This is a genomic window from Streptomyces sp. HmicA12, from assembly GCF_000373565.1.
Lineage (GTDB): Bacteria > Actinomycetota > Actinomycetes > Streptomycetales > Streptomycetaceae > Streptomyces.
In genome coordinates this window covers 71,622-98,287 of record NZ_KB891805.1, presented here as the reverse complement: position 1 = coordinate 98,287, position 26,666 = coordinate 71,622, and the positions used below count along the sequence as shown (strand labels likewise).

General features: G+C 71.2%; 27 protein-coding genes. 5 read left to right on the top strand and 22 right to left on the bottom strand.

Annotated features, from left to right (window positions below; genetic code table 11):
- Positions 1 to 8: 8 nt before the first annotated feature.
- Positions 9 to 1,343 carry a hypothetical protein gene (locus tag B072_RS0114890; RefSeq protein WP_018530753.1) on the bottom strand — a complete coding sequence of 445 codons (1,335 nt, stop codon included), beginning with the start codon at positions 1,341 to 1,343 and terminating at the stop codon, positions 9 to 11.
- Between the two features lie 86 nt (positions 1,344 to 1,429).
- Complete coding sequence (locus B072_RS0114885) at positions 1,430 to 1,681, bottom strand: helix-turn-helix domain-containing protein (protein WP_026245841.1); 252 nt, start codon at positions 1,679 to 1,681, stop codon at positions 1,430 to 1,432.
- A 62-nt stretch (positions 1,682 to 1,743) separates the two neighbouring features.
- Between B072_RS0114885 and map the strand changes: the two genes are divergently transcribed.
- The gene (gene map, locus B072_RS0114880; RefSeq protein ID WP_018530751.1) at positions 1,744 to 2,511 is read left to right on the top strand and encodes a type I methionyl aminopeptidase; all 768 of its coding nucleotides are present in this window, start codon (positions 1,744 to 1,746) and stop codon (positions 2,509 to 2,511) included.
- Between the two features lie 20 nt (positions 2,512 to 2,531).
- On the opposite strand, the gene B072_RS0114875 is transcribed toward map, so the two are convergent.
- The 3 genes from B072_RS0114875 to ggt form a co-directional block, all read right to left on the bottom strand.
- Complete coding sequence (locus B072_RS0114875) at positions 2,532 to 3,194, bottom strand: response regulator (RefSeq protein WP_018530750.1); 663 nt, start codon at positions 3,192 to 3,194, stop codon at positions 2,532 to 2,534.
- Positions 3,191 to 4,348 carry a sensor histidine kinase gene (locus B072_RS0114870; RefSeq protein WP_018530749.1) on the bottom strand — a complete coding sequence of 386 codons (1,158 nt, stop codon included), beginning with the start codon at positions 4,346 to 4,348 and terminating at the stop codon, positions 3,191 to 3,193. The genes B072_RS0114875 and B072_RS0114870 overlap by 4 nt, the downstream gene beginning before the upstream one ends.
- Positions 4,349 to 4,426: 78 nt before the next feature.
- Positions 4,427 to 6,226, bottom strand: a complete 1,800-nt coding sequence (gene ggt, locus B072_RS0114865; protein ID WP_026245839.1) for a gamma-glutamyltransferase — start codon at positions 6,224 to 6,226, stop codon at positions 4,427 to 4,429.
- 103 nt (positions 6,227 to 6,329) lie between these two features.
- Between ggt and B072_RS0114860 the strand changes: the two genes are divergently transcribed.
- Positions 6,330 to 7,118, top strand: a complete 789-nt coding sequence (locus tag B072_RS0114860) for a hypothetical protein (protein WP_018530747.1) — start codon at positions 6,330 to 6,332, stop codon at positions 7,116 to 7,118.
- 182 nt (positions 7,119 to 7,300) lie between these two features.
- On the opposite strand, the gene B072_RS0114855 is transcribed toward B072_RS0114860, so the two are convergent.
- The 5 genes from B072_RS0114855 to B072_RS0114835 all read right to left on the bottom strand — a co-directional run bounded on the left by B072_RS0114855 (position 7,301) and on the right by B072_RS0114835 (position 11,080).
- Positions 7,301 to 8,170: an amino acid ABC transporter permease gene (locus B072_RS0114855; RefSeq protein WP_018530746.1), complete on the bottom strand. Its 870-nt coding sequence runs from the start codon at positions 8,168 to 8,170 to the stop codon at positions 7,301 to 7,303.
- Positions 8,167 to 8,811, bottom strand: a complete 645-nt coding sequence (locus B072_RS0114850; RefSeq protein ID WP_018530745.1) for an amino acid ABC transporter permease — start codon at positions 8,809 to 8,811, stop codon at positions 8,167 to 8,169. The genes B072_RS0114855 and B072_RS0114850 overlap by 4 nt, the downstream gene beginning before the upstream one ends.
- An 11-nt stretch (positions 8,812 to 8,822) precedes the next feature.
- Positions 8,823 to 9,734: a glutamate ABC transporter substrate-binding protein gene (locus tag B072_RS0114845; protein WP_018530744.1), complete on the bottom strand. Its 912-nt coding sequence runs from the start codon at positions 9,732 to 9,734 to the stop codon at positions 8,823 to 8,825.
- Between the two features lie 19 nt (positions 9,735 to 9,753).
- Positions 9,754 to 10,497, bottom strand: coding sequence for an amino acid ABC transporter ATP-binding protein (locus B072_RS0114840; RefSeq protein WP_018530743.1), 744 nt, complete (start codon positions 10,495 to 10,497; stop codon positions 9,754 to 9,756).
- Between the two features lie 130 nt (positions 10,498 to 10,627).
- Complete coding sequence (locus B072_RS0114835; RefSeq protein WP_018530742.1) at positions 10,628 to 11,080, bottom strand: DUF6278 family protein; 453 nt, start codon at positions 11,078 to 11,080, stop codon at positions 10,628 to 10,630.
- Positions 11,081 to 11,216: 136 nt separating this feature from the next.
- Here B072_RS0114835 and B072_RS0114830 point away from each other — a divergent pair, with 136 nt between their 5' ends.
- Complete coding sequence (locus B072_RS0114830) at positions 11,217 to 13,034, top strand: SGNH/GDSL hydrolase family protein (protein ID WP_078506428.1); 1,818 nt, start codon at positions 11,217 to 11,219, stop codon at positions 13,032 to 13,034.
- 5 nt (positions 13,035 to 13,039) lie between these two features.
- On the opposite strand, the gene B072_RS0114825 is transcribed toward B072_RS0114830, so the two are convergent.
- Together B072_RS0114825 and B072_RS0114820 are read right to left on the bottom strand one after the other, a co-directional pair.
- Positions 13,040 to 13,735: a class I SAM-dependent DNA methyltransferase gene (locus tag B072_RS0114825; protein ID WP_018530740.1), complete on the bottom strand. Its 696-nt coding sequence runs from the start codon at positions 13,733 to 13,735 to the stop codon at positions 13,040 to 13,042.
- A gap of 58 nt (positions 13,736 to 13,793) precedes the next feature.
- Positions 13,794 to 14,573 carry an exodeoxyribonuclease III gene (locus B072_RS0114820; protein WP_018530739.1) on the bottom strand — a complete coding sequence of 260 codons (780 nt, stop codon included), beginning with the start codon at positions 14,571 to 14,573 and terminating at the stop codon, positions 13,794 to 13,796.
- Between the two features lie 102 nt (positions 14,574 to 14,675).
- Here B072_RS0114820 and B072_RS0114815 point away from each other — a divergent pair, with 102 nt between their 5' ends.
- Positions 14,676 to 15,254 carry an isochorismatase family protein gene (locus B072_RS0114815; RefSeq protein WP_020573021.1) on the top strand — a complete coding sequence of 193 codons (579 nt, stop codon included), beginning with the start codon at positions 14,676 to 14,678 and terminating at the stop codon, positions 15,252 to 15,254.
- Between the two features lie 22 nt (positions 15,255 to 15,276).
- Here B072_RS0114815 and B072_RS0114810 read toward each other — a convergent pair whose 3' ends face one another.
- The 6 genes from B072_RS0114810 to B072_RS0114785 all read right to left on the bottom strand — a co-directional run bounded on the left by B072_RS0114810 (position 15,277) and on the right by B072_RS0114785 (position 21,709).
- Complete coding sequence (locus tag B072_RS0114810) at positions 15,277 to 15,912, bottom strand: MBL fold metallo-hydrolase (RefSeq protein WP_018530738.1); 636 nt, start codon at positions 15,910 to 15,912, stop codon at positions 15,277 to 15,279.
- A gap of 154 nt (positions 15,913 to 16,066) precedes the next feature.
- Complete coding sequence (pcaC, locus tag B072_RS0114805; protein ID WP_018530737.1) at positions 16,067 to 17,365, bottom strand: 4-carboxymuconolactone decarboxylase; 1,299 nt, start codon at positions 17,363 to 17,365, stop codon at positions 16,067 to 16,069.
- Positions 17,366 to 17,519: 154 nt separating this feature from the next.
- Positions 17,520 to 18,782, bottom strand: a complete 1,263-nt coding sequence (locus B072_RS0114800; RefSeq protein WP_018530736.1) for a sulfite oxidase — start codon at positions 18,780 to 18,782, stop codon at positions 17,520 to 17,522.
- A 70-nt stretch (positions 18,783 to 18,852) separates the two neighbouring features.
- Positions 18,853 to 19,437 (bottom strand): hypothetical protein, encoded by a 585-nt coding sequence (locus B072_RS0114795; protein ID WP_018530735.1) that lies wholly within the window; start codon positions 19,435 to 19,437, stop codon positions 18,853 to 18,855.
- Positions 19,438 to 19,486: 49 nt separating this feature from the next.
- Positions 19,487 to 20,638: an ROK family glucokinase gene (locus tag B072_RS0114790; protein WP_018530734.1), complete on the bottom strand. Its 1,152-nt coding sequence runs from the start codon at positions 20,636 to 20,638 to the stop codon at positions 19,487 to 19,489.
- 78 nt (positions 20,639 to 20,716) lie between these two features.
- On the bottom strand, positions 20,717 to 21,709 hold the full coding sequence (locus tag B072_RS0114785; protein WP_018530733.1) for an alpha/beta fold hydrolase: 993 nt from the start codon (positions 21,707 to 21,709) through the stop codon (positions 20,717 to 20,719).
- 141 nt (positions 21,710 to 21,850) lie between these two features.
- On the opposite strand from B072_RS0114785, the gene B072_RS0114780 reads away from it, so the two are divergent.
- Positions 21,851 to 22,465, top strand: coding sequence for a helix-turn-helix domain-containing protein (locus B072_RS0114780; RefSeq protein ID WP_018530732.1), 615 nt, complete (start codon positions 21,851 to 21,853; stop codon positions 22,463 to 22,465).
- A 150-nt stretch (positions 22,466 to 22,615) separates the two neighbouring features.
- Here the strand turns inward: B072_RS0114780 and B072_RS0114775 are convergent, their stop codons facing one another.
- From B072_RS0114775 to B072_RS0114760, 4 genes are all read right to left on the bottom strand, one after another.
- On the bottom strand, positions 22,616 to 23,443 hold the full coding sequence (locus B072_RS0114775) for an ATP-binding cassette domain-containing protein (protein ID WP_026245836.1): 828 nt from the start codon (positions 23,441 to 23,443) through the stop codon (positions 22,616 to 22,618).
- The gene (locus B072_RS0114770; protein ID WP_018530730.1) at positions 23,440 to 24,483 is read right to left on the bottom strand and encodes an ABC transporter permease; all 1,044 of its coding nucleotides are present in this window, start codon (positions 24,481 to 24,483) and stop codon (positions 23,440 to 23,442) included. The genes B072_RS0114775 and B072_RS0114770 overlap by 4 nt, the downstream gene beginning before the upstream one ends.
- Entirely contained in the window at positions 24,480 to 25,493 is a 1,014-nt protein-coding gene (locus B072_RS0114765; protein WP_026245835.1) for a sugar ABC transporter substrate-binding protein, read from the bottom strand. The genes B072_RS0114770 and B072_RS0114765 overlap by 4 nt, the downstream gene beginning before the upstream one ends.
- A gap of 149 nt (positions 25,494 to 25,642) precedes the next feature.
- The gene (locus tag B072_RS0114760; RefSeq protein WP_018530728.1) at positions 25,643 to 26,644 is read right to left on the bottom strand and encodes a sugar ABC transporter substrate-binding protein; all 1,002 of its coding nucleotides are present in this window, start codon (positions 26,642 to 26,644) and stop codon (positions 25,643 to 25,645) included.
- Between the last annotated feature and the right edge of the window lie 22 nt (positions 26,645 to 26,666).

The window sequence follows — 26,666 nt, the reverse complement described above, 5'->3', positions numbered from 1 at the left end:
CGCACGGTTCAGGCGGCGTGCCCCGCGACACGGAGGGCGTGCGCCACGTCCCGGTAGCGGTCGTCGGAGACGGCGCGCGCCGCGTCGAGGACCAGCGGGACGAGCAGGCCGGGCTCGCGCAGCGCGCTGCGGGCCGCCTCCTCGGGGGTGCGGGTGCGGACGTAGGCGTCGAGCAGGACGCGGGCCTCGCGGCGCCGGCCCTCGGCGTCGAGGTCGGCGACGGCGTCGCCGATCAGCTCGGCCGGGCGGCCCACGCCCTGGCGCAGCACCTGCTGCCCGTCGGCGACGCGGCCGGCCGCGGTGAGCGCGTCCGCGGCGTCGACCAGGCGGGCCGGAGGCAAGGACGCGGCCTCCCACAGCAGAGTGGCCCAGTCGGCGTCGAGGCCGGCCCGGTGCAGTTCGGCGGCGAGCAGGGGAAGACGGGCGGCCGGCCAGTGCGCGGCTTCCACGAGGATGATGTGCGCCTCGCCGCTGCGGGCCGCCGCGCGGAGCCTCAGCAGGGTCTCGACCGCGGCAGTGACCTCTTCGCGGTCCGCGGTGCCGAGCGGGGACGCGGCGGGGGCCGCCGGGGTGTCGTCGTCCTGGGCTCCGGCGAAGCGGGCGCCGGTGGCCACCGTCACGGGCGCGCGGGCCGGGGGTGGGGCGTCCTGCGCGGGCTGGTCCTCCACGGCCAGTCCGGCGAAGCGGGCGCTTCCCCTGGGGCGGCGCTTCTTGTCCTTGGCGGGCTTGGCTTCGCCGTCGCGTTCGCCTGGGTGGGGCGGCGTGGGCGAGTGCGGGTGCGTCGTGGCCGGGCGCGCGGTTCCCCGCGCCCCCGAAGGGGCTTCTTCTCGGCTCAAGTCCGCGAGCCTGTCGTGGAGTTCGGCGATGCGGGCCGTCGCACGGTCGTGGTCGTCGCGGGCCCAGGCCAGGTCCAGACGGGCCGACTCGGCCTGTTCGTAGGTGGTGGCCGCGTCCAGACGGCGGCCCAGGTCGCGTTGGCGTTCGGTGGCGTAGCGCTGCTCGCGGGTCATGACGTCGATGCGGTCGACCAGCGCCTCGCGGCCGCCGGGGGCCACGTCATAGACCCGGGCCGAGGCGCGGTGCAAGGTGCGCGCCGTGGCGCCCTCACGGTCGGCGCGCTCCGTGCCGTGCAGGGCCGCGAGGTCCTGGAGCAGTGCCTCGACGACGTCCCAGGGCGGCACCTCGCGCCCGTCGAGACACGCGCGCATACCCTCGGGATCGCGCTGCCAGAACACGCCGCACCAGCCCGCACCCTGATCGACGCGGGTCACGAGCCCGCGCAGAAAGTTCGCGAACTCTCTTGTCGGCAGCGGCAGTTGCCGCGTGTCCTTCGCGTCCGTCACGTGCGCCCCGCCGATCCTCGCGCCCCTGGAGCCTGTCGCTCCGGAAGGAAACACCCGGCGTGTTACGGAGGCGCTACGCGCTCTTTTCAGGCGGGCACCAGCGCGCAGCGCACCACCAACTCGTCCATGGACAGGCCCAGTTCGCGAGCGACGGCGGCGATGGTGAAGAAGGTCGGGGTCGGCGCGCGCCCCGTCTCGATCTTGCGCAGCGTCTCGACGGAGACGCCCGCGCCCGCGGCGACCTCCGTCATGCTGCGCCCGTGCCGCGCCTCGCGGAGCAGCTGCCCCAGGCGTTCGCCGCGTTCACGCTCTTCGGGAGTCAAAGGGGTTCGGACCATGCCGTCAGTCTACCCGAGACTCGATTCCTATACCGGATTACAATACCGGTATAGTTATTGGCATGGTGGAGATCAAGACAGACGCGTCCGTCGACGCGATGCGTGAAGCGGGCCGTGTCGTGGCCCAGGCCCTGACCGCCGCGCGGGAGCACGCGGCCGTGGGCGTGAGCCTGCTGGAGCTCGACGAGGTGGCGCACGAGGTGCTGCGGAAGGCGGGCGCGGGCTCACCGTTCCTCGGCTACCGCCCCTCCTTCGCGGCCACCGCGTTCCCCGCGGTGCTCTGCACGTCCGTGAACGACGCGATCGTGCACGGCATCCCGACCGCGTACCGGCTCCGCGACGGCGACCTGGTGTCGATCGACTTCGGGGCCGAGCTGGACGGCTGGGTCGGGGACTCCGCCGTCAGCTTCGTCGTGGGACGGGCCAGGGCCGAGGACGTCCGGCTCGTCGAGACCGCCGAGCGGGCGCTGGCCGCGGGCATCGGCGCGGCCGTCGTCGGCAACCGCATCGGCGACATCGCGCACGCCGTCGGCTCGGTCTGCCGCGCCGCCGGGTACGGGATCCCGCAGGACTTCGGCGGACACGGCGTGGGACGGCACATGCACGAGGACCCGGGCGTCCCGAACGAGGGGCGGCCGGGCCGCGGCATGCCGCTGCGCCACGGCATGGTCCTGGCCATCGAGCCGATGCTGATCGGCGGCGGCACGGACGACTACCACGAGGCGTCGGACGGCTGGACGCTGCGCACGAACGACGGCTCCCGCGCCGCGCACGCCGAGCACACCGTCGCGATCACCGAGAACGGCCCGCGGATTCTGACGGCCCTGTAGGAGCGACCGGCCAAAGGCCCTCACCGGGACGGGGCGACCAGTCCCAACTCATAGGCGATGATGACGAGTTGGACGCGATCCCGGGCGTCCAGCTTGGTGAACAGGCGCGCCACATGGGACTTGGTCGTGGCGACGCTGATGAACAGCTCCTCGGCGATCTCCTGGTTGGAGCGGCCGAGCCCGACCAGGGTCAGCACCTCGCGCTCCCGCTCCGTGATCCCCTCGACGCGGCGGGGCGAGCGCGTCGCCGCGGGCCCGGGCCGCCCCACGAAGTCCGCGATCAGACGGCGGGTGACACCCGGCGCGATGAGGGCGTCCCCGGCGGCGACCACGCGCACGGCCGCGAGGATCTCCTCCAGCTGCATGTCCTTCACGGCGAAGCCGCTGGCGCCGGCGCGCAGGGCCCCGTACACGTAGTCGTCCTCGTCGAAGGTGGTGAGCACGAGGACCCGGGACCCGCTGTCCCCTGCCATGATCCGGCGGGTCGCCTCGATGCCGTCCGTGCCGGGCATCCGGATGTCCATGACGACGACGTCGGGCCGGAGTGTCTCGGCCAGCTCGACCGCCTCGGCGCCGTCGCCCGCCTCCCCGGCCACCTCCAGGTCGTCGGTGTCGGCGATGAGGACGCGCAGCCCCGACCGGACGAGCGGCTGGTCGTCGACCAGCAGGACGCGCACGGTCATCGGCCCGCCCCCGGCAGCGGTATCCGCGCCGCGACCCGGAACCCGCCCTCGGGCCCCGGTCCCGCGCTGAACTCGCCGTGCAGCAGACTCACGCGCTCCCCCATCCCCGTGATCCCCATGCCGGGCACGCCAGCCGGGGATCCCGCCCCGGCGTCGACGATCTCCAGGAACAGCTCGTCGTCGCCGTACGCAACGAGGACCCGACAGGCGTCGGTGCCCGCGTGCCGCGCCACGTTGGTGAGGGACTCCTGGACGATCCGGTACGCGGCCAGGTCGACGTCGGGCGGCAGCCGGCGTTCCCTCCCCTCGCGTACGAGGTCGACGTGGACGCCCGCGTCGCGGCGCGCGCTCTCCACCAGGTCGCCGAGATCACCGATCCCGGTGCTCGGCACGAGCGGCGCATCGCCGCCCGGCTCGGCCCGGCGCAGTGCGACGAGGGTGCGGCGCAGCCCGGCGAGCGTCTCGCGGCTGGTCGCCTCGATGGCCTCCAGGGCCGTGCGCGCCTCGTGCGGCTGGGTCTCGATGACGCGGGCGGCGACGCCCGACTGGATCGCGATGACGCCGATGCTGTGGGAGACCATGTCGTGCAACTCCCTTGCGATGCGCAGCCGTTCGGCGGTGACGGCCTCGGCGACGGCCTGGCCGCGCAGGGCGGCGGCGTGCTCGCGCCGCTCCCGGTCCCGCAGCCCGGCCATGCACGCCACGAGGAGCGCGAGCAGGGCGATGACACCCAGGCCGATGAGGTTGGGCTGTTCGGCGAACGCGCCGATCGCCAACGCCTGCACGAGAACGGACAACCCGATCCCGACGATCCACTGTCGGCGCGGCCGGACGGCGACCAGATAGCCGAGCGCCACGTCGGCCGACACGAACGCGAGCAGGGTCATCTGCCGCGAGCCGTCGTTGTTGTTCCATGGTCCGGACGGCGGCGCCGCGGCCACCGCGACGACCGTTCCCAGCAGGATCACGGCGAGCCCGAGCAGCGGTATCTGGCGCACGACCCCCACCAGCAGCACGGCGACGAGGGCGACCCCCATGACGCGCACGACCGGTCCCACGTCCGACGACCCGAAGAGCGGCAGTGTCAGGGCGACCGGATACAGGGCGAGCCCGCACGCGGCGGCGACGGGATGAGGCTTCGGTATGGCGTTCACAGCGGCGAGCGTACGAGGACGGGCCCCGGGCGGGCATCGGCCCACGGGATGCATCCCGTGGGCCGATACGCGGGTTCGTCACTTTGCGGGTCGGACCACCATCGCCGAGCCCCCACCACGCCGTACCTTCTCGGCGGCCGCGAGCCACTTGCCGCCCGGCAGCCGCTGCACACCGGTGGCGGCCCCGATCTCCGGGTTCAGCTTGAAGGAGTGCCCGATGGCTTCGAGCTTGCCCCGCAACTCACTGTCGTACAGGCCGGGTTCGAGCTCGGTCTGCGCGGCGTTGCGCTGGCTGGCGCGCGGCGCCGCGATGGCGTCGACGAGTGGCAGCCCGCGGTCGAGGAACCCGGTGAGCGTCTGCAGCACCGTGGTGATGATGGTGGCGCCCCCGGGCGAACCGACCGCCACCACGGGCCTGCCGGCCTTGTCGAGCACGATGGTCGGCGAGATCGACGACCGCGGCCGCTTGCCCGGGCCCGGCAGGTTCGGGTCGTGCACCGCCGGGTTCGCCGGGGCGAAGGAGAAGTCGGTCAGCTCGTTGTTGAGCAGGAATCCGCGGCCCGGCACGGTGATGCCGCTGCCGCCGGTCGACTCGATGGTGAGCGTGTAGGAGACGACGTTGCCCCACTTGTCGGCGGCCGTGAGGTGTGTGGTGTTCTCGCCCTCGTACGTCGTCGGAGCGGCCTTGTCACCGGCCTTGCCGCACGTCCCGGGGTGCTTCGGGTCGCCGGGCGCCACCGGGCTGGTGAGCACGGCGTCGTCCTTGATGAGGCACTCGCGGGAGTCGGCGAACCGCTGCGAGAGCAGCTGCTTCGTCGGTACGTCCTCGAAGGCCGGGTCGCCGACCCAGCGTCCCCGGTCGGCGAACGCGATCCGGCTCGCCTCGATGAACCGGTGCAGGTACGTGACGTCCGAGGCCTTCGAAAGGTCGGTCTTCTCAAGGATGTTGAGGGCTTCACCGACCGTCGTGCCACCGGACGACGACGGCGCCATGGAGTAGACGCCGAGCCCGCGGTACGAGGTCTTCGACGGCGCCCGGTACTTGGCCGCGTAGGCCTTCAGGTCCTTGGCCGACAGCTCGCCGGGCCGCGCGTTGTAGCCCGAACCCGGGTCGACCGGCGGCTTGTTGACCGTCTTCACGATGTCGGCGCCGAGATCGCCGCGGTAGATCGCGCCGACTCCCTTGCGGCTCAACTCCTCGTACGTGCGCGCCAGATCGGGGTTCTTGAACGTCGAGCCGACCACCGGCAGCTGCCCGCCCGGCAGGAACAGCTTCGCCGTGTCGGGGAAATTGCGGAACCTGGCCTCGTTCGACGCGGTCTGCGAGCGGAAGGTGTCGTCGACGGTGAAGCCGTCGCGCGCGATCCGGGTCGCGGGCTTCAGCACGGTGCCGAGCCTCTCGCTGCCCCAGGCGTCGAGAGCCGACTGCCAGGTGGCCGGGGTGCCCGGCGTGCCCACGCTGAGCCCGCTGGTGACGGCGTCGTTGAAGGCGAGCGGCTTGCCGTCCTCCAGGAACAGTCCGGAGTCCGCCGTCAGCGGCGCGGTCTCCCGGCCGTCGATGGTGTGCACCGTGCGGGACTTGGCGTCGTAGTAGACGAAGTAGCCGCCACCGCCGACACCGGACGAGTACGGCTCGGTGACGCCGAGGGCGGCCGCGGTGGCGACGGCGGCGTCCACCGCGTTGCCCCCGTTCTTCAGGACCTCGATCCCGGCGGCCGAGGCGTCCGCGTCGACACTGGCCACCGCCCCGCCGTGGCCGACGGCGACCGGCACCTTCCGAGGAGCCGACGCGGAGGAAGGTGGCGCCGCCGCGCCGACGGCCACCATGCTCGCCGCCACCGCGCACAACGACAGATTCCGCCCAACTGAACGCCTCATCAGTACCTCCGGTCAACAGCGGTTCGCGCAGCGTAACTTGACTTCCGCTACCCGTCAGGACCCCCTCGAACACCGGTCCGTACGTTGGCTAGAGTGCGCCCCCATGACTGACGACGTGCGCAACATCGTCCTCGGCCTGATCGCGGCGGGCATCAGCGCCTCGCTGGGCTGGCTCGCCCGCACCTATCTGTGGCGGCGCAGGCTCCGCCGCAAGCAGGCCTTCTTCGGGCTGCCCGACAACTCCGAGTCCCTGCTGGTCGTGAACCGCGACGCGGGCGGCCCCGAGCTGACGGTCAAGCGGCACGACGTCTTCGCCCTGCTCGAACTCTCCGCCCTCATCAAGGACTGCGGGGCGCATGCCCAGGTCGTCGCCCACGACACGGCGCAGCAGGGTTTCGGCGAGCGCACGGAGTTCTGCGTCGGCGGCCCGGCCTCCAACCGCCGCATGGCGGCGCACATGGTGAGCCTGCTGCCCGGCATCCGCGTCAACACCGACCCCGAGCCGGGCCCGGACCGCGGCGCCTTCCAGGTCGGCTCCGAGCGCTACCGTCTGGAGCCCGGCAGGACCGAGTACGTGATCCTGGCCCGCCTGACCGCGGGCGAGTCGCGGGACGCCAGAGAGGCCAGACCGGTCTTCCTCTTCTGCGGCCAGCTCCCGATCACCAACCAGGCGGCCACCCGCTATCTGGCCCGTCACCACGAGCGCCTGGCCCGCAAGCACGGCGGCGGCTCGTTCGTGCTGCTCCTGAAGGTGGTCAACTCGGGGGCGTACGGCCCCGACGTGGTCGAGCTGGTGGCCGATGTCACGAAGGCGGCCCAGGCCCCGCTCCCGGCCGCCGCCACCACCACGAACGGCCGCAGTGCCCACCGCGCGACCAAGAAGGACGCCTGAGGGCCCCGGAACCGGGCCCCGAAACCAAGGAGAGCGGCGCCCCTGTCGCGTACGAATGCGACGGGGGCCCGCTCGGCCTCGGCAAGCAGGCACATCACGTCCCACCGCGCAGCTGACCTTCTTCCCGAACGCTCGGGAAGTGATCTCCGGCTGCCGCGGGGCGGTGACGGCCGATGCTCTGGCTACTGCACGCCCGGCAGCAGCGTCCCTGGTTCGGCCGGCGCGATGTCGGCGGCCTCGGTCTTGGGATTGCGCCGCTGACGCCTGGCCACCCACTGGGCGAACCACGACAGCAACATGCACATCCCGATGTAGATCGGCGAGATCACCATCACCACGGGGATGAACGGCAAATCGTAGTCGAGGTTCGACGCGATGAGCTTCCCGGCGTGGAGGAACTCCTCATAGGTGATCAGATAGCCCAGCGAGGTGTCCTTCAGGGCCACCACCAGCTGGCTGATGATGGCCGGCAGCATGGCCCGTACCGCCTGCGGCACGAGCACGTGCGCCATGACCTGCGTCTTGCGCATGCCGAGCGCGTACGCGGCCTCGCGCTGCCCGCGCTCCACGGAGTTGATGCCGGAGCGGAACACCTCGGCGAGCACGGACCCGTTGTAGAGGGTGAGACCGGCCACCAACGCGGGCAGCGGCTCGACCTTCAGGGCCACGTAGATGAAGAAGATCATCACGAGGACCGGCATGGCGCGGAAGAACTCCACGAAGAGCGTGGCCACCCACCGCACCGGCCTGTGGTCGGAGAGCCGTCCGACGGCCAGCAGGGTCCCGAGCACGAGCGAGAGGACGGCCGCGAGGGCGAACGCCTTCAGCGTGTTGCCGAGGCCGCGCAGCAGCAGTTCCTGGATGCCCTTGTACTCGAAGGGCATCCACTTCGTGGACGTGAACTGGTCCGTGTCGAAGAGGAGGTACAGCACCCAGGCGACGATCCCCAGCACGGCCAGTGTGGAGATGAGGCCGTAGAGCTTGTGGCGGCGCTCGGTCTTCGGGCCGGGAATGTCGTAGAGCGCGGTGGCGGAGTGGTCGAGGGCTTTCATCGGGCGACACCCCAGCGCTTCTCGAGGACGTTGAAGAGGGCGCTGATGGCGAGCGTGATGATCAGGTAGCCGAGCGCGATCCAGACGAACGTCCAGATGATGTTGTAGCCGAGTTCGCTGAGCGTCTTGTACGTGCCGAGCAGCTCGACGACGCTGAACGCGCCCGCGATCGCCGAGTTCTTGGCCAGCGCGATGAGCGTGGAGCCGACCGGCGGGATCACGGACCGGAAGGCCTGCGGCAGGATCACGGTGGTCAGCGTCTGCCCGAAGGTCATGCCGAGACTGCGGGCCGCCTCGCCCTGTCCCCGGGGCACGGTGTTGATGCCGGCGCGCAGCGCCTCGCAGATGAAGGCGGAGGTGTAGCAGCCGAGCGCGAGCACCGCGAAGAGCTGGAAGGGCAGTACGAGCCCGAAGCGCGGCAGGCCGAGCAGCACCGCGAAGAAGAGCAGCGTCAGCGGCGTGTTGCGCAGGATGGTGACCCAGGCGGTTCCGAAGACCCGGAAGGAGCCGACGGGCGCGACCCGGAACGACGCCATGAGGAAGCCGAGGACCAGCGCGAGCAGCGAGGCGTAGACGGTGAGTTCGACGGTACCGAGGAAGCCCTTCCAGTACGTCGAGAAGTTGTCGGTCAGGACATTCATGGGACGCCTCCTCAGCTCGCCGGGTAGCGGTCGATGGCGGGCGGGGTCGGGGCCGGGACACCGGAGAGGCCGAGCGTCGCGGCGTAGGCCTTCTTCCAGTCCCCGTCGTCCTGGCGGGACTTGAGGGCGTCGTCGAGGGCGAGGCGCAGCACGTTGTCGGACTTCGGGACGCCGATGCCGTAGGGCTCCTCCGAGAACGGCTTGCCGACCAGCTTCAGTTCGTCGGGGACCTTGGCCGCGTAGCCGAGCAGGATCGCGTCGTCGGTGGTGACCGCGTCGACCTGGTAGGTGAGCAGGTTGTCGACGCAGATCGAGTACGTGTCGTAGGCGACGAGGTCGGCCTTGGGGTAGTCGGCCTGGATGCGCTGGTACGGGGTCGAACCGGCGGCCGAGCAGACCCGCTTGCCCGCGAGGTCCTGCGGGCCCTTGATGTCGTCCTCGTCGGTGCGCACGAGCAGCGACTGGCCTGCCATGTAGTACGGGCCCGCGAAGCCGACGAGCTTCTTGCGGTTGTCGTTGATGGTGTACGTGCCGACGTAGTAGTCGATCTGGCCGTTCTGCAGGGCGGTCTCGCGGTTGGCGGAGGCGATCGTCTTGAAGCGGATCTTCGCCGGGTCCAGGCCGAGCGAGGCCGACATCATCTTGGCGATCTCGATGTCGAAGCCGGAGTAGACGCCGTTGGCCGGGTTCTTCTCGCCGAGGTAGGGCTGGTCCTCCTTGGCGCCGACGACGAAGTGGCCGCGCTTCTTCGCCTTGGTCCACGTCCTGGAGTCGGGCAGCGAAAAGCCCTGCGTCACCTGGTACTTGGGGAGTTCGTCGGCGGCGGGGCCCTTGGTGGGCGGGCTGCCTTCCTTGCCGCAGGCGGTGACGGCGGCGGCCGTCACCAGGAGCGCGGCGAGCAGCCGGAGCGACTTGGCGATCATGTGGTGCTGCACTCCCCCGTCAGTGCTTGAGGATCTTGGAGAGGAAGTCGCGGGCGCGTTCGCTCTCCGGATTGGTGAAGAAGTCCTCGGGGGCGCGGTCCTCGACGATCTTCCCGTCGGCCATGAAGACGACGCGGTCGGCGGCGGTGCGGGCGAAGCCCATCTCGTGGGTGACCACGACCATCGTCATGCCGTCCCGGGCGAGCTGCTGCATGACCTCCAGGACCTCGTTGATCATCTCGGGGTCGAGGGCGGAGGTCGGCTCGTCGAAGAGCAGGGCCTTGGGGTCCATGGCGAGGGCGCGGGCGATGGCCACGCGCTGCTGCTGGCCGCCGGACATCTGCGCGGGGAACTTGTCGGCGTGGGCGGCGAGTCCGACCCGGTCGAGGAGTTCGCGGGAGCGCTTGTCCGCCTCGTCCTTCTTCCGCTTCCTGACCTTGACCTGGGCCAGCGAGACGTTCTGCAGGACCGTCTTGTGCGCGAAGAGGTTGAACGACTGGAAGACCATGCCCACTTCGGCCCGCAGCTGCGCGAGGGCCTTGCCCTCCTCGGGCAGTGGCTTGCCGTCGAGCCTGATGGTCCCGGACTGGATGGTCTCCAGCCGGTTGATCGTCCGGCAGAGCGTCGACTTGCCCGACCCCGAAGGGCCGATGACCACCACCACCTCCCCCTTGCCGACGGTGAGCTCGATGTCCTGGAGGACATGCAGCTCTCCGTAGTACTTGTTCACGTCACGCAGCTCGATCAACGGATCGACGGCCATGGCAGTCCCTGCCCACTCTCAGCTGTGTCGGTCCGCGCAAACTATCCACGCCAATATGGGACTTAATGGACGACACGCTCTCGGGGGCATTAACCGTATTTGCGGTTCAACGGCCTGACCGGATCCGCGCCTAGGACTCGGCGGCCTCCGCGTAGAACTGCGAGAGCTCGGGCGCACCGCTCTCCGCCCAGGCGTGCCCGGCCTCGACCACGTCGATCTCCCGGCCCGACTCCAGGCGCACCACAGGCTGCCCGTTGGGCCAGATCACCCAGGAGGCGCCGACGACGTGACGGACCATGATCGTGCCCAGGTAGAGGCCCGCGTCGTTGCCGAGCCACGGCAGCACTTCCTCGTCGCCCCGCCAGCGCGGCACCAGCTGGTCGAGCGCCGCCAACGACCCTACGGAGTCGTCGAGTTCGACCCCCTCCCCGTGGGCCTGGGAGCGCAGCAGCTCACACTCGGCGAGCAGCTCGGCAACGCCCGCGGCACGCTCCTCGTCGCTTTCGTCGCCGACGGAGACCACGGCCACTCCGAAGGCCGCACCGTGCTTCCTGCGCCAATTGTCCACGAAAGGGATCTTCATACCGACCAGCGTCGCATCCGGCGCCTTCCGTGCACCACAGGCGCGCGGGCCAACGTGACCCGCCCGCCGTTCCCCGGGAGTTCGAGCCGTCTTCCTCCGCACCTCATTGACGCGTTACCGCCCCCTCCTTACGTTCATGGCGCACCTGTCACGGCACGCACACCGATGGAGGGAGCCGGCCGTGCGCCGACGCACCTGGGGAACAGCCGTCCTATTGGCCGTCTGCGCGGGGCTCGCCCCCGTCACGGCGGCCCAAGCGGCCCCGCACAGACCCGAGCCGCTCCCTCTGGAGCGGCTCTTCGACAACCGGGCGGTGAGTGACGACGCCGCGCCGGGCGAGGCCGATCTCGACGGTGCGGGCGGTTCGCTGTCCGCGCAGGATCTGACGGCCGCGGGGTGGACTCCCGGGCGGACGCTGGGAGTTGACGGCGCGCGCCTGACCTGGCCGCGCTCGGCCGGCTCCGGGCCCGACAACGTCGCGGCCGACGGGCAGCTGGTGAGGGTGAGCGGGCGCGGAGACGCGCTGGCGTTCCTGGTGGCCGGAACCGGCGGGGACGCCGGGGGTTCGGGGGTCGTTCGGTACGCGGACGGGTCGCGGTCCTCGTACACGCTGACCGCCCCCGACTGGCGGACCGGGCCGCTCGCCACGAAGTCGGTCGCGCTGCCGCACCGGAACACGCCGGACGGCCAACTGGCCGAGCAGACAAAGCTGTTCGTCGTCGGCGTGCCGGTGCGGGCCGGGCGGCAGATCGCCTCCGTGGAGCTGCCGAAGGCCTCCGGCGGCGCCGCCCTGCATGTGTTCGCGATGTCCGTGCGCGCGCGGACGAAGGGGTGGACGGGGACGTGGTCGGCGTCGCCCGCCGGGTACACGACCGTGGGGCCGTGGGCCGACCGTACGGTGCGGCTCGTCGTGCACACGAGCGCGGGCGGGCCGCGGGTGCGGATCCGGCTCGAGAACACCTTCGCCTCGGCGCCCGTACGGATCGGGAGCGCTTCGGTGGCGGTGCAGGAGGCGGGCGCCGCGGCGCGGAGCGCACCGGTTCCGCTGCGGTTCCGGGGTGCGGACGGGGTTCAACTCCCGGCGGGCGCGCAGGCGTTCAGCGATCCGGTGGACTTCGACGTACCGGCCGACGCGAATCTGCTGGTGAGCTTCCACCTGCCGGAGGCGGTGACCGCTGCGCCCGTGCACAGCCAGGCCATCCAGCGCTCGTACGTGAGCGGTCCCGGGGACCACGCGGTGGAGGCGGCCGGGACGGCGTACACGTCGACGATCTCGTACTGGCCGCTGCTGACGGGGGTCGACGTGGGCGGCGGTCCCGGGTCCGTGGTGCTGCTCGGGGACTCCATCACCGACGGCGTGAAGTCGACCCAGGACGCCAACCACCGCTGGCCGAACGTGCTCGCCACGCGGCTCCTCGGGCAGAAGCGGGTGCCGCGGTACGGGGTGCTGAACGAGGGGATCTCGGCGAACAAGGTCGTCACGGACCGGTACGCCGGTGACGGGATCTCCACCGACACGGGCGGCGTGAGCGCGCTGCACCGGCTCGACCGGGACGTGCTCGCGCAGACGTCGGCCCGTACGGTCGTGGTGTTCCAGGGGATCAACGACGTGCGGTGGGGCGCCACGGCGGAGCAGGTCGAGGCCGGGCTGCGGGAGATCGTGGACCGGGCGCACGCGCGTGGCCTGAAGGTGATCGGGGCGACGATCACGCCGTGCGAGGGCGAGGCGCTGTGTCCGGCCGCCGTCGACGCCCAGCGGGTCGCCGTGAACACGTATTTGCGCGGGCCCGATTCGCCGTTCGACGGGCTGGTCGACTTCGACGCCGTGGTGCGGGATCCGGTGCACCCCGCCCGAATGCTGCCCGCCTACGACAGCGGGGACCATCTGCATCCGGGCGACGCGGGCCTCACGGCCATGGCCGACGCGGTCGATCTGAGGCTGCTGGTGCCGTAACTCCCTTACGGGGCTGTGCTGTTCGTCTTCTGGGCCAGCAGGGTTCCCTGCCGGCCCTGGGTCGCCCGCTCGAAGTCGTCGGGCTCGCGGACCAGGCGGGCCCGCACGGTGAGTCCGGCGGCGGCGAGCCGCTCCTCGACCTCCTCGGGGGAACGCCAGTAGACGTCGAGCGAGAGGTCGTGGCCGTAGGCGTGGTCGAGGTGGCGGAGCCGATCGCCGATCTTGTAGCCGACCAGCACATGGCCGCCGGGTGCCAGGACGCGGTGGAACTCGCCGAAGATCGCCGGCAGCACCTCCGGCGGCGTGTGCACGGTCGAGTACCAGGAGACGATGCCGCTCAGGGAGTCGTCCGGCAGGTCGAGGCCGGTCATCGTGCCCTCCTCGAACCGCAGGCCGGGGTAGGTGCGGCGGGCCTCGGCGACCATCTTCGGGGAGAGGTCGAGGCCGAACGCGTCCAGGCCCAGGTCCCGCAGGTGCGCGGTGACGTGGCCGGGCCCGCAGCCGAGGTCCGCCACGCGGCCGGCGCTCTCTCCGTCCCGGACGACGTCCGCGAAGGCGCGGAACATCGCGAGGCCGAACGGATCGCGGCCGAAGAACGGAGGGACGATCTCGGCGTAGGCACCGGCCGCGGTGTCGTAGGCGAGCCGGGTCGCATCCAGGTACGCGGCCTGGCCCGCCTGCTCCGTCTGGTCAGTGGTCATGGGCGGCGACACTAGTTCCCGGCACTGACAACGACCCCGGCCGACCGAACAGATCAGGTCAGACGTCCAGGTCCACCACGACCGGCGCGTGGTCGGACGCGCCCTTGCCCTTGCGCTCCTCGCGGTCCACGTACGCGTCCGAGACGGCCTTCGCGAACGGCTCGTTCCCGTAGACGAGGTCGATGCGCATGCCCTTGTTCTTCGGGAAGCCGAGGGCGCGGTAGTCCCAGTACGTGAAGGGGTGGTCGTACTTGAGCGGGCGCGGCACGACGTCGGCGAGGCCCGCCTCGCGGAGCTCCGCGAGGGCGGCGCGCTCGGGCGCGGTGACGTGGGTGAGGCCGTCGAAGGCGGCGAGGTCCCAGACGTCGTCGTCCGTCGGTGCCACGTTGTAGTCGCCGAGGACCGCGAAGGGGCGGGATCCCGCGGCGTCGCCCGCGACGGCCGCCTTCAGCGCCTCGAACCACTGGAGCTTGTACGCGTAGTGCGGGTGGTCGACCTCCCGGCCGTTCGGCACGTACACCGACCACACGCGGACCGGGCCGCAGGTCGCGGAGACGGCGCGGGGCTCCTGCGCGCCGTCGTAGCCCGGGTCGCCGGGCAGGCCCTTGACGACGTCCTCCAGGCCCACGCGGGAGAGCAGCGCCACCCCGTTCCACCGGCCCGTCGCGTTCACCGCCGACTCGTAGCCCAGCTCTCGCAGCTCGTCCGCGGGGAACTGCTCCGCCGAGCACTTGGTCTCCTGGATGCACAGCACGTCCGTGCCGCTGTTCTCCAGCCAGGCGAGGAGGCGCGGGAGACGCGCGGTGATCGAGTTCACGTTCCAGGTAGCGATGCGCATGCCTCACAACCTACCCGGCAGGTCTGACAACGGGCCGTGCGGCGCCGCGATATAGACAGGCAACCTTGCAAGTTTTCCTTATAGGCAGGTAGCCTGCCAAATATGAGCACCAACACCCCCATCACCCTCGACGAGCGCCCCGCACTCGTCCTCATCGACCTCCAGAACGGCATCCTCGGCCTGCCGACGGTGCACCCGTCCGCCGACGTGCTGAAGAACGGCGTCCGGCTCGCCGAGGCGTTCCGCGCCAAGGGTCTGCCCGTCGTGCGCGTGCGCGTGACCTGGTCGCCCGACGGCGGCGACCTGCCGGTCAGCCGCACCGCGGGCCCCGGCATGACGCAGGCGCCCCCGGCCGAGTTCGCGGAGTTCCCCGAGGACCTCGGCCCGCTCGGCGACGACATCGTGATCACCAAGCGCCACTGGGGCGCGTTCACCGGCACCGAGCTGGACCTCCAGCTGCGACGGCGCGGTGTCACGCAGATCGTGCTCGGCGGCATCTCGACGTCGATCGGCGTCGAGTCCACCGCCCGCTCCGCGTTCGAGCTGAGCTACCACATGGTGATCGTCGAGGACGCGACCACCGACACGGACGCCGCGTCCCACGAGCACAGCTTCGGCAAGATCTTCCCGCGCATCGCCGAGCTCGGTACGACCGACGAGGTGCTCGGGCTCCTCAAGTAACCCTTCTTGCAGCGGAAGCGGTTCAGACCTGCGCCGAGTCACCGGGGGTCAGGCGCAGGTGTTCCGTGCCGCCGAGCGCGCCGATCTGGCTGTCGTAGATCGGGCGCGCGAGGTCGGTCAGGAGCGCGTCGTGGATGTCGTACGCGCGGACCGGCTTGACCTCACGTACGTAGTCGATGACCTCGGCGATCTTGTTCCAGGGCGCCATGACGGGCAGCATCAGCGTCTCGACCGGGTGGTCGGGGACGGTGAGGGCGTCGCCGGGGTGGAAGACGGTGCCGCCGTCGATCAGATAGCCGACGTTCGTGATGCGCGGGATGTCCGGGTGGATGACCGCGTGCAGTTCGCCGTGGACCTGGACGTCGAAGCCGGCCGCCGTGAACGTGTCGCCGTGGCCGACCGTGTGGACGCGGCCCGGGAACGCCGCCGAGATCTTCTCCGCGACCGATTTCAGGGTCCAGATCTCGGCGGCCGGGTCGGCCTCCAGCCCCGCGCGCAGCCGCTCCTCGTTGAAGTGGTCCAGGTGCTCGTGCGTCACCAGGATCGCTTCGGCGCCGATCGCCGAGTCCTCCTCCGAGAACGTGCCCGGGTCGATGACAAGGGTGCGGCCGTCCTTCTCCAGGCGGACACAGGCGTGGGTGTTCTTGGTGAGCTTCATACGTCCCATCCTGCGCCCTCGCGCTCCGCCGGGGGCGGGTTGGGGGGTGCGGGGCGTTGTGGGCGCCTGAGGGGCGGGGCGGTTCGGGTGGTGTGGCGGCCGCGGGTAGCGTCGTGGTGGTTCGCGCCGTTCCCCGCGCCCCTGGCGGGGCGGCCTACTCCTGCGGCGTTGTTTCCTCGCGGATCACCTGCTGGGCGACCTTGAAGGCCGAGTTGGCCGCCGGGACTCCGCAGTAGACCGCTGCCTGGAGCAGGATCTCCTTGATCTCGGCGGCCGTGAGGCCGTTGCGGAGGGCGGCGCGGGTGTGGAAGGCCAGTTCGTCGAGGTGGCCGCCCGCGACGAGCGCGGTCAGGGTCACACTGGAGCGCATGCGTCGGTCCAGGCCCGGGCGGTTCCAGATCTCGCCCCAGGCGTAGCGCGTGATGAACTCCTGGAAGTCGCCGGAGAACTCGTCGGCGGAGGCCAGCGCGCGGTCCACGTGGGCGTCGCCGAGGACCTCGCGGCGCACCTTCAGACCCACGTCGTGCGGGTCGGGGCGGGTCGCGGCCTCGGGCTGGAGCGTGGCCGCGGCGATCTCGGCGCGGGGCGCGACCGGCGGGGGCGGCGGGGCGAGGACCGGCTTGACCGGGGCCGCCTGGATGGCGTGCTGGCCGGTCTCGTGGGCGGGCAGCCAGGCCGCCGTGAAGTGGCGTACCAGGAGGTCCGTCACCGCCGCGGGCTGCTCCACCGGGGCCAGGTGCGAGGCGCCGGGAACGACGGCCATACGGGCGTCCGGGATGCCGGCGACCAGCGTGCGGGCCTCCGCGGGGCCGGTCACCTGGTCCTCCGAGCCCACCAGGACGAGGGTCGGGACGCCGACCGAACCCAGCTGGGCACGGATGTCGAAGGCGGCCAGCGCCTCGCAGCAGGCGATGTAGCAGCCCGGGTCGGTCGTGCGGACCATCTGGACCGCCCAGTCCGTGATGGCGGGCTGCGCGGCGGCGAAACCGGCCGTGAACCAGCGCTCGGGGGACGTACGCGCAATGGGGTCGAGGCCGTTGCTGCGCACGATGACGCCGCGCTGGCGGAACTCGTCGGCGGTGCCGAACCGGGGCGAGGCCGATATCAGCGCCAGGGACGCGACGCGCTCGGGGTGGCGCAGCGCCAGCTCCGCGCCGATCGCGCCGCCCAGCGAGCAGCCCGCGTAGCCGAAGCGGGTCACGCCCGCCTCGTCGAGGGTGGCGAGGAGGCGGTCCGCGAGCTCGGCGACGGATCCGGCCGGGTGGGCCGGGGCGCCGCCGTGCCCGGGAAGGTCGAAGCGGAAGACCCGCCAGTGCTTGGCCAGCTCGGCGATCTGGCGGTCCCACATGTGCCAGGTCGTCCCGAGCGACGGGCCGAGGATGAGCACGGGGGCGGACTCATCGTCACGGCCGTCGAATCGGTACTGAAGGGCAGGGGTCTTCTTCTCACTCACCCGCTCCACGCTAGCCAGTGAGTCTGAGCGATGTGGGGGCGGGGGCAGGAAGAGGCACGGAGTGTACGCCTCGGGGTGGAGGCGTGAAGGAGGGGTGGTCGTATCGTGTGTCGCGCCTGTGGCCCGGATCACGGGCGCGGTGCCGGGCCGGGTGTCAGACGACGGTGACGGCGTGCCGCACCACGGCGTCGAAGAGATAGCCCTGGGTGTTGTGCTGCGTCGCCGTCGGCTGGGTCCGTCCGCTCGTGTCGGTCGCCCGGGCGAGGATCGCGGCCGGTCCCGGCGTCGTCGGGCGCCAACTCGCGCTCCAGCGGACCCAGTCGGCGCGGCGCGGGGTGTCGTGGAGGCGGGCGCGCCGCCAGGTGCGGCCGTCGTCCGTGCTGATCTCGACGCGGGCGACGGCGCCCGTGCCGGACCAGGAGCGGCCGGTGATCCGGTGCCCCGCACCCGCGGAAAGGCTCGCGTTCCACGGGAGTTCGAGAGCGGACTTCAGGGTCTGCCGGGCGAGCGAGGCACTGCCCTCGGGCGGGTACGCGGCGCCGAACAGGCGGTAGAAGTCGGTGTTCCAGGGCGAGTAGAGCGGCTCGGCCGAGACCTCGATGTCGCCGACCCACTTGATCGACGCGATGCCGATCCAGGACGGGACGACGACGCGGACCGGGGCTCCGTGGTCGGGTCCGAGGGGTTCGCCGTTCATCTCGTAGGCGAGGATCACGTCGTCCAGCGCCTTGGCGATCGGCAGCGGGCGCCGCACCCGGCCCAGGTTCGTGCCGTCCGCCGTGACGTAGTCGGGGTCGAGTCCGCGCGGCAGCACGTCGACCGCGTCACGCCGGACGCCCGCGCGGCGCAGCACGTCGGCGAGGCGGGCGCCGCGCCAGCGGGCCGAGCCGATCGCGCCGAGCGTCCAGGCGGTGCCGGAGACCTCCTGGCCCTGCTGGGTGGTGAAGAAGCTGCGGCCGTTGCCCGCGCACTCGACGAAGGCGGAACGGGTCACGGCGGGCAGTCGCTTGAGGTCGGCGAGGGTGAAGGTGCGTCCGGCGCCTTCGAGCCCACTCCCCCAGACCTTCAACTCCCATGTCTTCGGGTCGAGTTGAGGGGTGGAGGTGTGGTTGCGGACGAAGAAGCGGGAGGCCGGTGTGTGGTGGCCGGTGTCGGCAAAGGAGGCGAACTTGGCCTCCGCGTTCGTGCCGCGCACGGTGAACCACTCCTCGGGCAGTGGCTTCACGATCCCGGCGCCGGCCGCCGACGCGGGGGCCGCGAGCGCCGACGGGAGGCCGGTGGCCAGGCCCGCCGCCGCGAGCAGCTTCATCAGGTCGCGGCGCGCCACGCCGTCGGCGCGGGCCCGGCCCGTCCGCCACTGGCGCAGTCTGCGCCGGTCGTAGGCCGTCTCGTCAGGTACGTACGGTGGGGTCGTCACGCGCCGAGGGTAGGAACGCGCGCGACGCACGGTCCAGGGCAACTGCCTTACCGCAACGCGTTGTTCACAGTCACGGCTCGGTGGTCGAGACGACGTAGACCATGGGGTGGTCCGGGTTGGACCGGTTCACCAGGATGCTCTGCGTCGGCGACGGGTCGTTCTGGTGGTGGGTGACGCCGTACCAGGGCCCGGGGCCGGTGAAGTCCCAGCCCGCGACGTTCTGGTCGCGGGTGCTGATCGTCATGTCGTTCTTCTTCAGGTCGGCGGTCGTGTAGTTCTCGTCGACGTCCTTCAGGAACGTGTCCAGGCCGGTGTTGCTGGTGAGGAACTGCGCGTACAGGCGGCTGACCTTGTAGTTGTTCGTCTCGTAGTAGGCGACGTTGCGCGAGTAGTGGGGGACCGGGATCTCGTAGAGCCGCCGCTGCACCTTCGACGGCCAGCCGATGGTCAGGCCGGTCGCCGAGTACTTGGCCTCCTTGTCCTTGCCGCTGTTGCGGCTCTGGTTCGCGGAGATCACCAGGTATCCGGCGGGGATGCCGATGAGCAGCACGATGGTGAGGAGGGTGAGCGCGCGGCGACGGATCACATGGCCGCGGGACTCCTCCGGCGGGCGCGTCTCCTCGTACGGAGACGGAGGCTGGCGGGGCACGGTCATGGCTGGCTTTCCTGTCATCTTTCTGCGTTCTGCCTACCGGGCCGGGGCCCTACTGGTCCTCGGTGCCCGACGCCGCGCCGCGGGTCTGGGCGTAGCGCTCGTACCGCTCGTAGCGCTCCACGCGGCGGCGCTTGGCGCGGCGGAACCGGCGGGCGACCAGCCGGGCCAGGTCCGCGGCGCCGACCATGCCGGCCTCGGGGCCGAGCTGGGCGCGGGCGATGCGGGCCTCGGGGCGGTAGCCGCGGCCGGTGAGCTGGCGCTTGAAGGCGTCGCGGGCCGGGGCGATGAGCAGGTCGTCGGCGGCCGAGACTCCCCCGCCGATGACGAAGCAGGACGGGTCGAGGGCGGCGGCGAGGTTCGCGATGCCGACGCCGAGCCACTGCCCGATGTCCTGGAGCAGCTCGACGCACATGGCGTCGCCCTCGCGGGCCAGCTCGGTGATGAGGGGTCCGGTGATGTCGGGGATGTTGCCCTGGACCCGCTCGATGATGTTGTACGCGACCGGGGAGTCGGCGGCGGCGAGCTCGCGGGCCTCGCGGACCAGGGCGTTGCCTGAGCTGTACTGCTCCCAGCAGCCGCGGTTGCCGCACGGGCAGCGGTGGCCGCCGGGGACGACCTGCATGTGCCCGAACTCACCGGCGACGCCGTACTTGCCGCGCTTGACCTGGCCGTCCTCCAGGATCGCGCCGCCGATGCCGGTACCGAGGGTGATCATGACCAGGTGGTCCTCGCCGCGGCCGGCGCCGAAGCGCCACTCGGCCCAGGCGGCGGTGTTCGCGTCGTTGTCGACGAGCACCGGGACCGCGAGCCGGCCGGCGAGGCGGTCGCGCAGCGGTTCGTTGCGCCAGGACAGGTGCGGGGCGAACAGGACGCGGTTGCGGTCCGCGTCGACCCAGCCCGCCGCGCCGATGCCGACCGCGTGCACGTCGTGCCGGTCGGACAGGTCCAGGACCAGCTCGCAGATCGTGTCCTCGACGACCTTCGGGCTCTTCGACTTGTCCGGGGTCTCCGTGCGCAGCGTCTCCAGGATCTGGCCGTCCGCGTCGACGACGCCCGCCATCACCTTGGTGCCGCCGATGTCGATGCCGACGGTGGGGACGCGCGGGGCGGTCAGGTGCGAGCGGCGCTCCCGGGTGCCGACGGTCCGCAGGACGGTGGCCCGGGCGCTGCCACGGTGTGCGAGGTCGCGGTAGGTGCTCATTGCGGCGATTCTGCCTCACCGGTCGGCTCCGCCGCATGCCGGGTTTGCCGGGTGGCGGGGTCGCGCCCGGCGCCGCGGCTACCCCCTGACTTCCGCCAGCCAGGAGGCCAGGAGGCCGTTGGTCTCGTCGGGGCGTTCCTGCTGGAGCCAGTGGCCGCAGCCGTCGAGGAGGTGGCAGGAGACCAGGCCGGGCAGCGTGGCCGGGTAGGCGTCGATCGCGTCGGCCATCCAGGTCGTGGAGGCGTCGAGGGCGCCGCCGATGAACAGGGACGGCTGGGTGATCGGCCGGCCTTCGAGGTCGGCGAGGTCCGCCCAGTCTCGGTCCATGTTCCGGTAGCGGTTGAGCGCGCCGGTCAGGCCGGTGCGTTCGAACTCCCCGGCGTAGTGGTCGAGGTCGGCCCCGGTCAGCCAGGCGGGCAGCCGGCCCTCGGGGAAGCGGTCGCGCAGCGTGCCGCCGGTGCTGACGAAGTGCGGGTCGGGCGCGTCCGGCGCCGGCATGGTGTCGCCGGAGAAGGCCGCGTAGAAACCCGCGAGCCAGCCCCGCACGTCGGGTTCGATCTCGGCCTCGGCGCGGCCCGGCTCCTGGAAGTACGAGACGTAGAACTCCTGCGCCTCTCCCCCTCCCATGTGCGCGAAGACGTCGCTGGGGCGGGGGCCGCCGGGCGGGGCGTAGGGAACGCTGAGGAGTCCGACGGCGCGGAAGATCTCGGGGTGCAGCAGGGCGGAGGTCGCCGCGATGTTCGCGCCCCAGTCGTGCCCGATGATCACCGCGGTCTCCTCGCCCAGGGCGCGCACCAGGGCCACGTTGTCCGCGACGAGGGCCCGCATCCGGTAGTCCCGGGTCGCGGTCGGCCGGGAGGAGCGGCCGTAGCCGCGTACGTCGAGGGCGACCGCCCGGTGGCCCGCCGCGGCCAGGGCCGGGAGCTGGTGGCGCCAGGAGTACCAGGACTCGGGGAAGCCGTGCACGAGCAGGACCAGCGGCCCGGTGCCCTGCTCGACCAGGTGCAGCCGTCCGGCGGGCGCGGTGATGATGCGGTGGCGTTGCTCCGCGGACGGCTCGGACGGGTGCATGACGTCTCCTCGGGTTCCCGGACGGGTGCGGGTTCCCTCGATCATGCGATGCCGTGGCCGACGGACGCGACCGGCGTTGACACTTTGGCAAACTTGCAGGACAGGCGGTGGTTCCGGGCTGTCGCGGAGAGGTGGGTCGGGATGGCGTACGACGACATCAGCGGTCTGCTGGCCGGACTCGGCCCGCGCCTGCGGGCCGTGCGCGAGCGGCGCGGGGACACGCTGGCCGGAGTGAGCGGGACGGTCGGCGTCGCTCCCAGCACGCTGTCGCGGGTCGAGAACGGCCGCCGGAAGCCGAACCTGGAACTGTTGCTGCGCCTCGCGAAGGCGTACGACGTCTCGCTGGACGCGCTGGCCGGCACAGGGCCCGGCACCGAGTCCGCCGTGGAGCAGGAGCGGCCCGCCCGCCCGCGGCGTCCGGCGGACGACAAGGCGGTGCTGCCACTGACCCGGTACGTCGGAGGGCTGCACGCCCACAAGCACGTCCTGCCCGCGACCGACGCCCCGCCCGCCCGGCCCGGCCGGTCCGCGCACGAGGGCTACGAGTGGGTGTGCGTGCTGTCCGGACGGCTGTGGCTGGCTCTCGGCGACCACGACGTCGTCCTCACCGCCGGGGAGGTCGCGGAGTTCGACACGCGCACCCCGCACGGGGTCGCCAACGCGGGCTCCGGCACCCCGGTCGAATACCTGATCCTCTTCGGCCCACAGGGCGAACGCCTCCGCCCCCGGGTCAGACCGACGGAACCGCCCCTGTGATGCCGCACGAAGTGCGGCATCACAGGGGCGCGGGGCTGTGTCGATGTGCGGCTCCGCCGCGTGGGCGCGAGCAGCCCAGCGACGCTGAGGCCGCCCACGAAGCGGAGCCCCCTCGGCGACGGGGCGCGACCGGGCGCGACCGGAGAGGCCCTACTTCTCGGCGCCCCCGGCGGAATGCCCGCCCAGATGCGTCGGCACCGGCGCCCGCTCCAGCTCGTGCCGGAGATCGTCGAGCTCGCTGCCGCCGGCCATCTGCCGGGTCAGCTCGTCCAGGGTGATCTCGTCCCGTGCGTGGCTGCCGAACATCGCCCCGCGCTTGAGCAGGATGAACCGGTCGCCGACCAGGTAGGCGTGGTGCGGGTTGTGGGTGATCAGGACCACGCCGAGCCCGGCGTCCCGCGCCGCCGCCACGTACTTGAGGACGACGCCGGACTGCTTCACGCCGAGCGCCGCGGTCGGTTCGTCCAGGACGAGGACCTTCGCGCCGAAGTAGACGGCGCGGGCGATGGCGACGCACTGGCGCTCACCGCCGGACAGCGTGCCGATGGGCTGGTCGACGTCGCGCAGGTCGATGCCCATGCGCGCCAGTTCCTCGTGCGTGGTGCGGCGCATGAGGTCGATGTCCATGCGCTTGAAGGGGCCCTTGCCCTTCGTCGGCTCCGAGCCGAGGAAGAAGTTGCGCCACACCGGCATCAGCGGGACGACCGCCAGGTCCTGGTAGACGGTGGCGATGCCGCGGTTCAGGGCGTCGCGCGGGTTGGCGAGCTTCGCCTCCTCGCCGTCGATCTCGAAGGAGCCCGCGTCGTGCTGGTGCAGACCCGCGATGATCTTGATCAGGGTGGATTTGCCCGCGCCGTTGTCGCCGAGGACGCAGGAGATCTCCCCCGCGTTCACGACGAGCGAGACGTCCTCCAGGGCGCGGATGTTGCCGTAGTACTTGCTGACCCCGGTCAGCTCCACCAAAGGTGTGGTCGTCATGCGCTCGCCTCCGCACGCTTGCGGACCCAGTGGTTGAGCAGGGTCGCGAGGAGCAGCATCGCCCCGAGGAAGAACTTGAACCAGTCCGAGTTCCACTCGGCGAACACGATGCCCTTGCTGGTCATGCCGAAGATCAGGGCGCCGATGGCCGCGCCGACCGCGGAGCCGTAGCCGCCGGTGATCAGACAGCCGCCGATGACGGCCGCGACGATGTAGATCAGCTCGTTGCCGACGCCCTCGCCGGACTGCACGACGTCGTAGCTGAAGAGCAGGTGCTGGCCGGAGATCCAGGCGCCGAACGCGACGCCCATGTAGAGGCCGATCTTGGTCTTGTTGACCGGGACGCCGACCGCGCGGGCGGCGTCCACGTCACCGCCGACCGCGAAGATCCAGTTGCCGACGCGGGTGCGCAGCAGGATCCAGGTGGCGACCAGGATCAGGGCCAGCCACCAGACGATCGTGATCTTGAAGTCGACGCCGCCGATGGTGAACGTCGACGCGAAGACGTTCTTGCCGGAGGCGAAGCCCTCCATGTCCGCGATGGACTTGGTCGACACCGTGCCGCTGATCATCTTCGTGAAGCCCAGGTTCATGCCGGTGAGCATCAGGAAGGTGCCCAGCGTGATGATGAAGCTGGGCAGTTTGGTGCGGGTCAGCATGATGCCGTTGAAGGCGCCGATGGCGAGGGTTACCAGGAGCGAGACGCCCACGCCCACCCAGGTGTTCGCCGTCATCTGGTAGCTGAACATCGACGAGACCAGCGCCGACGACGTCACCAGGACACCCGCCGACAGGTCGAACTCGCCGCCGATCATCAGCAGCGCGACCGGCACCGCCATGATGCCGAGCGTGGACGCCGCGTAGAGGACGGTCGCCAGGCTCGTCGCGCGCAGGAAGCTGTCCGCGAAGATCGAGAAGAAGATGAAGACGGCGATGGCGCCGACGACCGAGCCCAGCTCGGGGCGGCCCATCAGCTTCTTCCAGGGCGAGGTCTTCAGCAGCCGTTCGTCGACCGCGGTCTCGGGTGGTGCGGTGGTCATCGCGTCCCCCTCTTCGCGTACTGCTCCAGCTGCGCGGCCTGCTTCTTGGTCACGATCTGCGGGCCCGTGAGCACCGGCTTTCCACCGCCGAGGACGTCGGCGTTGTACTTGTACAGCCACAGCAGGTCCACCGCCTCGTACCCCTGCAGGTAGGGCTGCTGGTCGACCGCGAACCCGAGGTCACCGCTCTGCAGGCCCTGGGCGACCTTCTCGTTCAGGTCGAACGTGTCGATCTCGGCCTTGCTGCCCGCGTCGTCCTTGGCCTTCACCGCGGTGGCGGCGAACGGCGCGCCCAGCGTGACGACCGAGTCGATCGACGGGTCGGCCTGCAGCTTGGCCTCGATGGACGACTGCACGTCGGGCATGTTGGTGCCGTCGACGTAGAGGTTCGTCATCTTGCCGTCGAAGGTCGACTTGGCGCCCTCGCAGCGCTGCTCGTGGCCGACGTTGCCCTGCTCGTGCAGGACACACAGGGCCTTCTTCTTGCCGCGCTTGTTCAGCTCCTTGCCGACGGCCTCGCCGGCGATCGTCTCGTCCTGCCCGATGTGGGTGAGCGCGCCGAACTTCGCGGACTCCGCGGAACCGGAGTTCACCGTGATGACGGGGATGCCCGCCTTCTCGGCGCGGGCCACGGCCGCCTTCATGGCGTCGGGCTTGGCGAGCGTGACGATGATGCCGTCGACCTTCTTGTCGATGGCGGCGTCCACGAGCTGCGCCTGCTGGTTGGCCTCGTCGCTGTGCGAGTAGAGGAAGTTGATGTTGTCCTTCTGCGCCGCCTGCTTGGCGCCGCTCTGGACGATGTCCCAGAAGGTGTCGCCGTCGCCCGAGTGGGTGATCATCGAGAAGGTCCAGTTCGGCGTGTTCACCGCGGCCTTGCCCTGGGCCTGCTGGGCCTTCCTGGCGTCCTCCGCCCGCTTGCCGCCCGTGCTGCTGCATCCGGTCAGTCCCGTGACTGCGAGGCCGAGGGCCCCCGCAACCGCGATGCTCACCCAGGTCCGAAACCGTGCCACGAGGCCGTGCCCTTCTTGGTCTGCTGCGTCGTACACCGGGACCGGACACGCCGTACGGCTGCCGATCCCGGAGGACCACCGATCGGTCCCGTGGGACCTCTTTGCGGTCCCAAACGCACAAGTATGGGTCACGGGGATCATGCATCCATTCACCGGGTACCGCGCGCGGTGTACTTCTCCAGTCGCGGCACGTCCTTCTCGGTGACGAGCGCGGGTCCGGTGAAGACGGGCTTGCCGCCGCCGAGGACGTCGGCGTTGTACTTGTACAGCCACAGCAGGTCCACCGCCTCGTAGCCCTGGAGGTAGGGCTGCTGGTCGACGGCGAAGGTGACCTCCTTGGCCTTGAGGCGCTTGACGACCTCCGCGTTCAGGTCGAAGGTCGCGATCTCGGCCTCGCTGCTCGCGTCCTCCTTGGCCTTCACGGCGAGAGCGGCGACGGGCGCGCCGAGGGCGACGACGGCGTCGATGTCCTTGTCGGCCTGGAGCTTGGCCTCGATGGAGGACTGGGAGGCGGGGGCGTTGGTGCCCTCCACGTTCAGGTTCTCGACCGTGCCCTTGAACGCCTTCTTCACACCGGCGCAGCGCTGCTCGAGCGAGACGTTGCCCTGCTCGTGGATGACGCAGAGGACCTTCTTGCGGCCGTCCTCGGTGAGCTTGGTGCCGACGGCCTCGCCGGCCACGGACTCCTCCTGGCCGATGTGGCTGAGCGCGCCGAACTTCGCCGAGAACTCGGAGCCCGAGTTGATCGAGACGACCGGGATGCCGGCCGCCTTCGCCTTCGCGAGCACCGGCTTCATGGCCTGCGGCTTCGCGAGGGTGACGATGATCCCGTCGACCTTCTTGTCGATCGCGGCCTGGACGAGCTCGGCCTGCCCCTTGGCTTCCTTGTCGTTCGAGTAGAGGAAGTCGACGTTGTCCTTCTTCGCCGCCTGCTTGGCGCCGCTGCGCACGATGTCCCAGAAGGTGTCGCCCTCGCCGGAGTGCGTGACCATCGCGATCTTGAGGCGTGGCGTGTTCACGCCCGAGCCGCCGCCCCCGCCGTCGTCCATCTTGTCCTCGTAGTCCTTGCCGCCCGAGTCGCTGCATCCCGCGGCGAGGGCGATCACCGCGGCGAGGGCCGCGGCCGTACGGGCCGTACGCGTCGTGAGCATGGTGGAGCCACCTCTCCTCCGG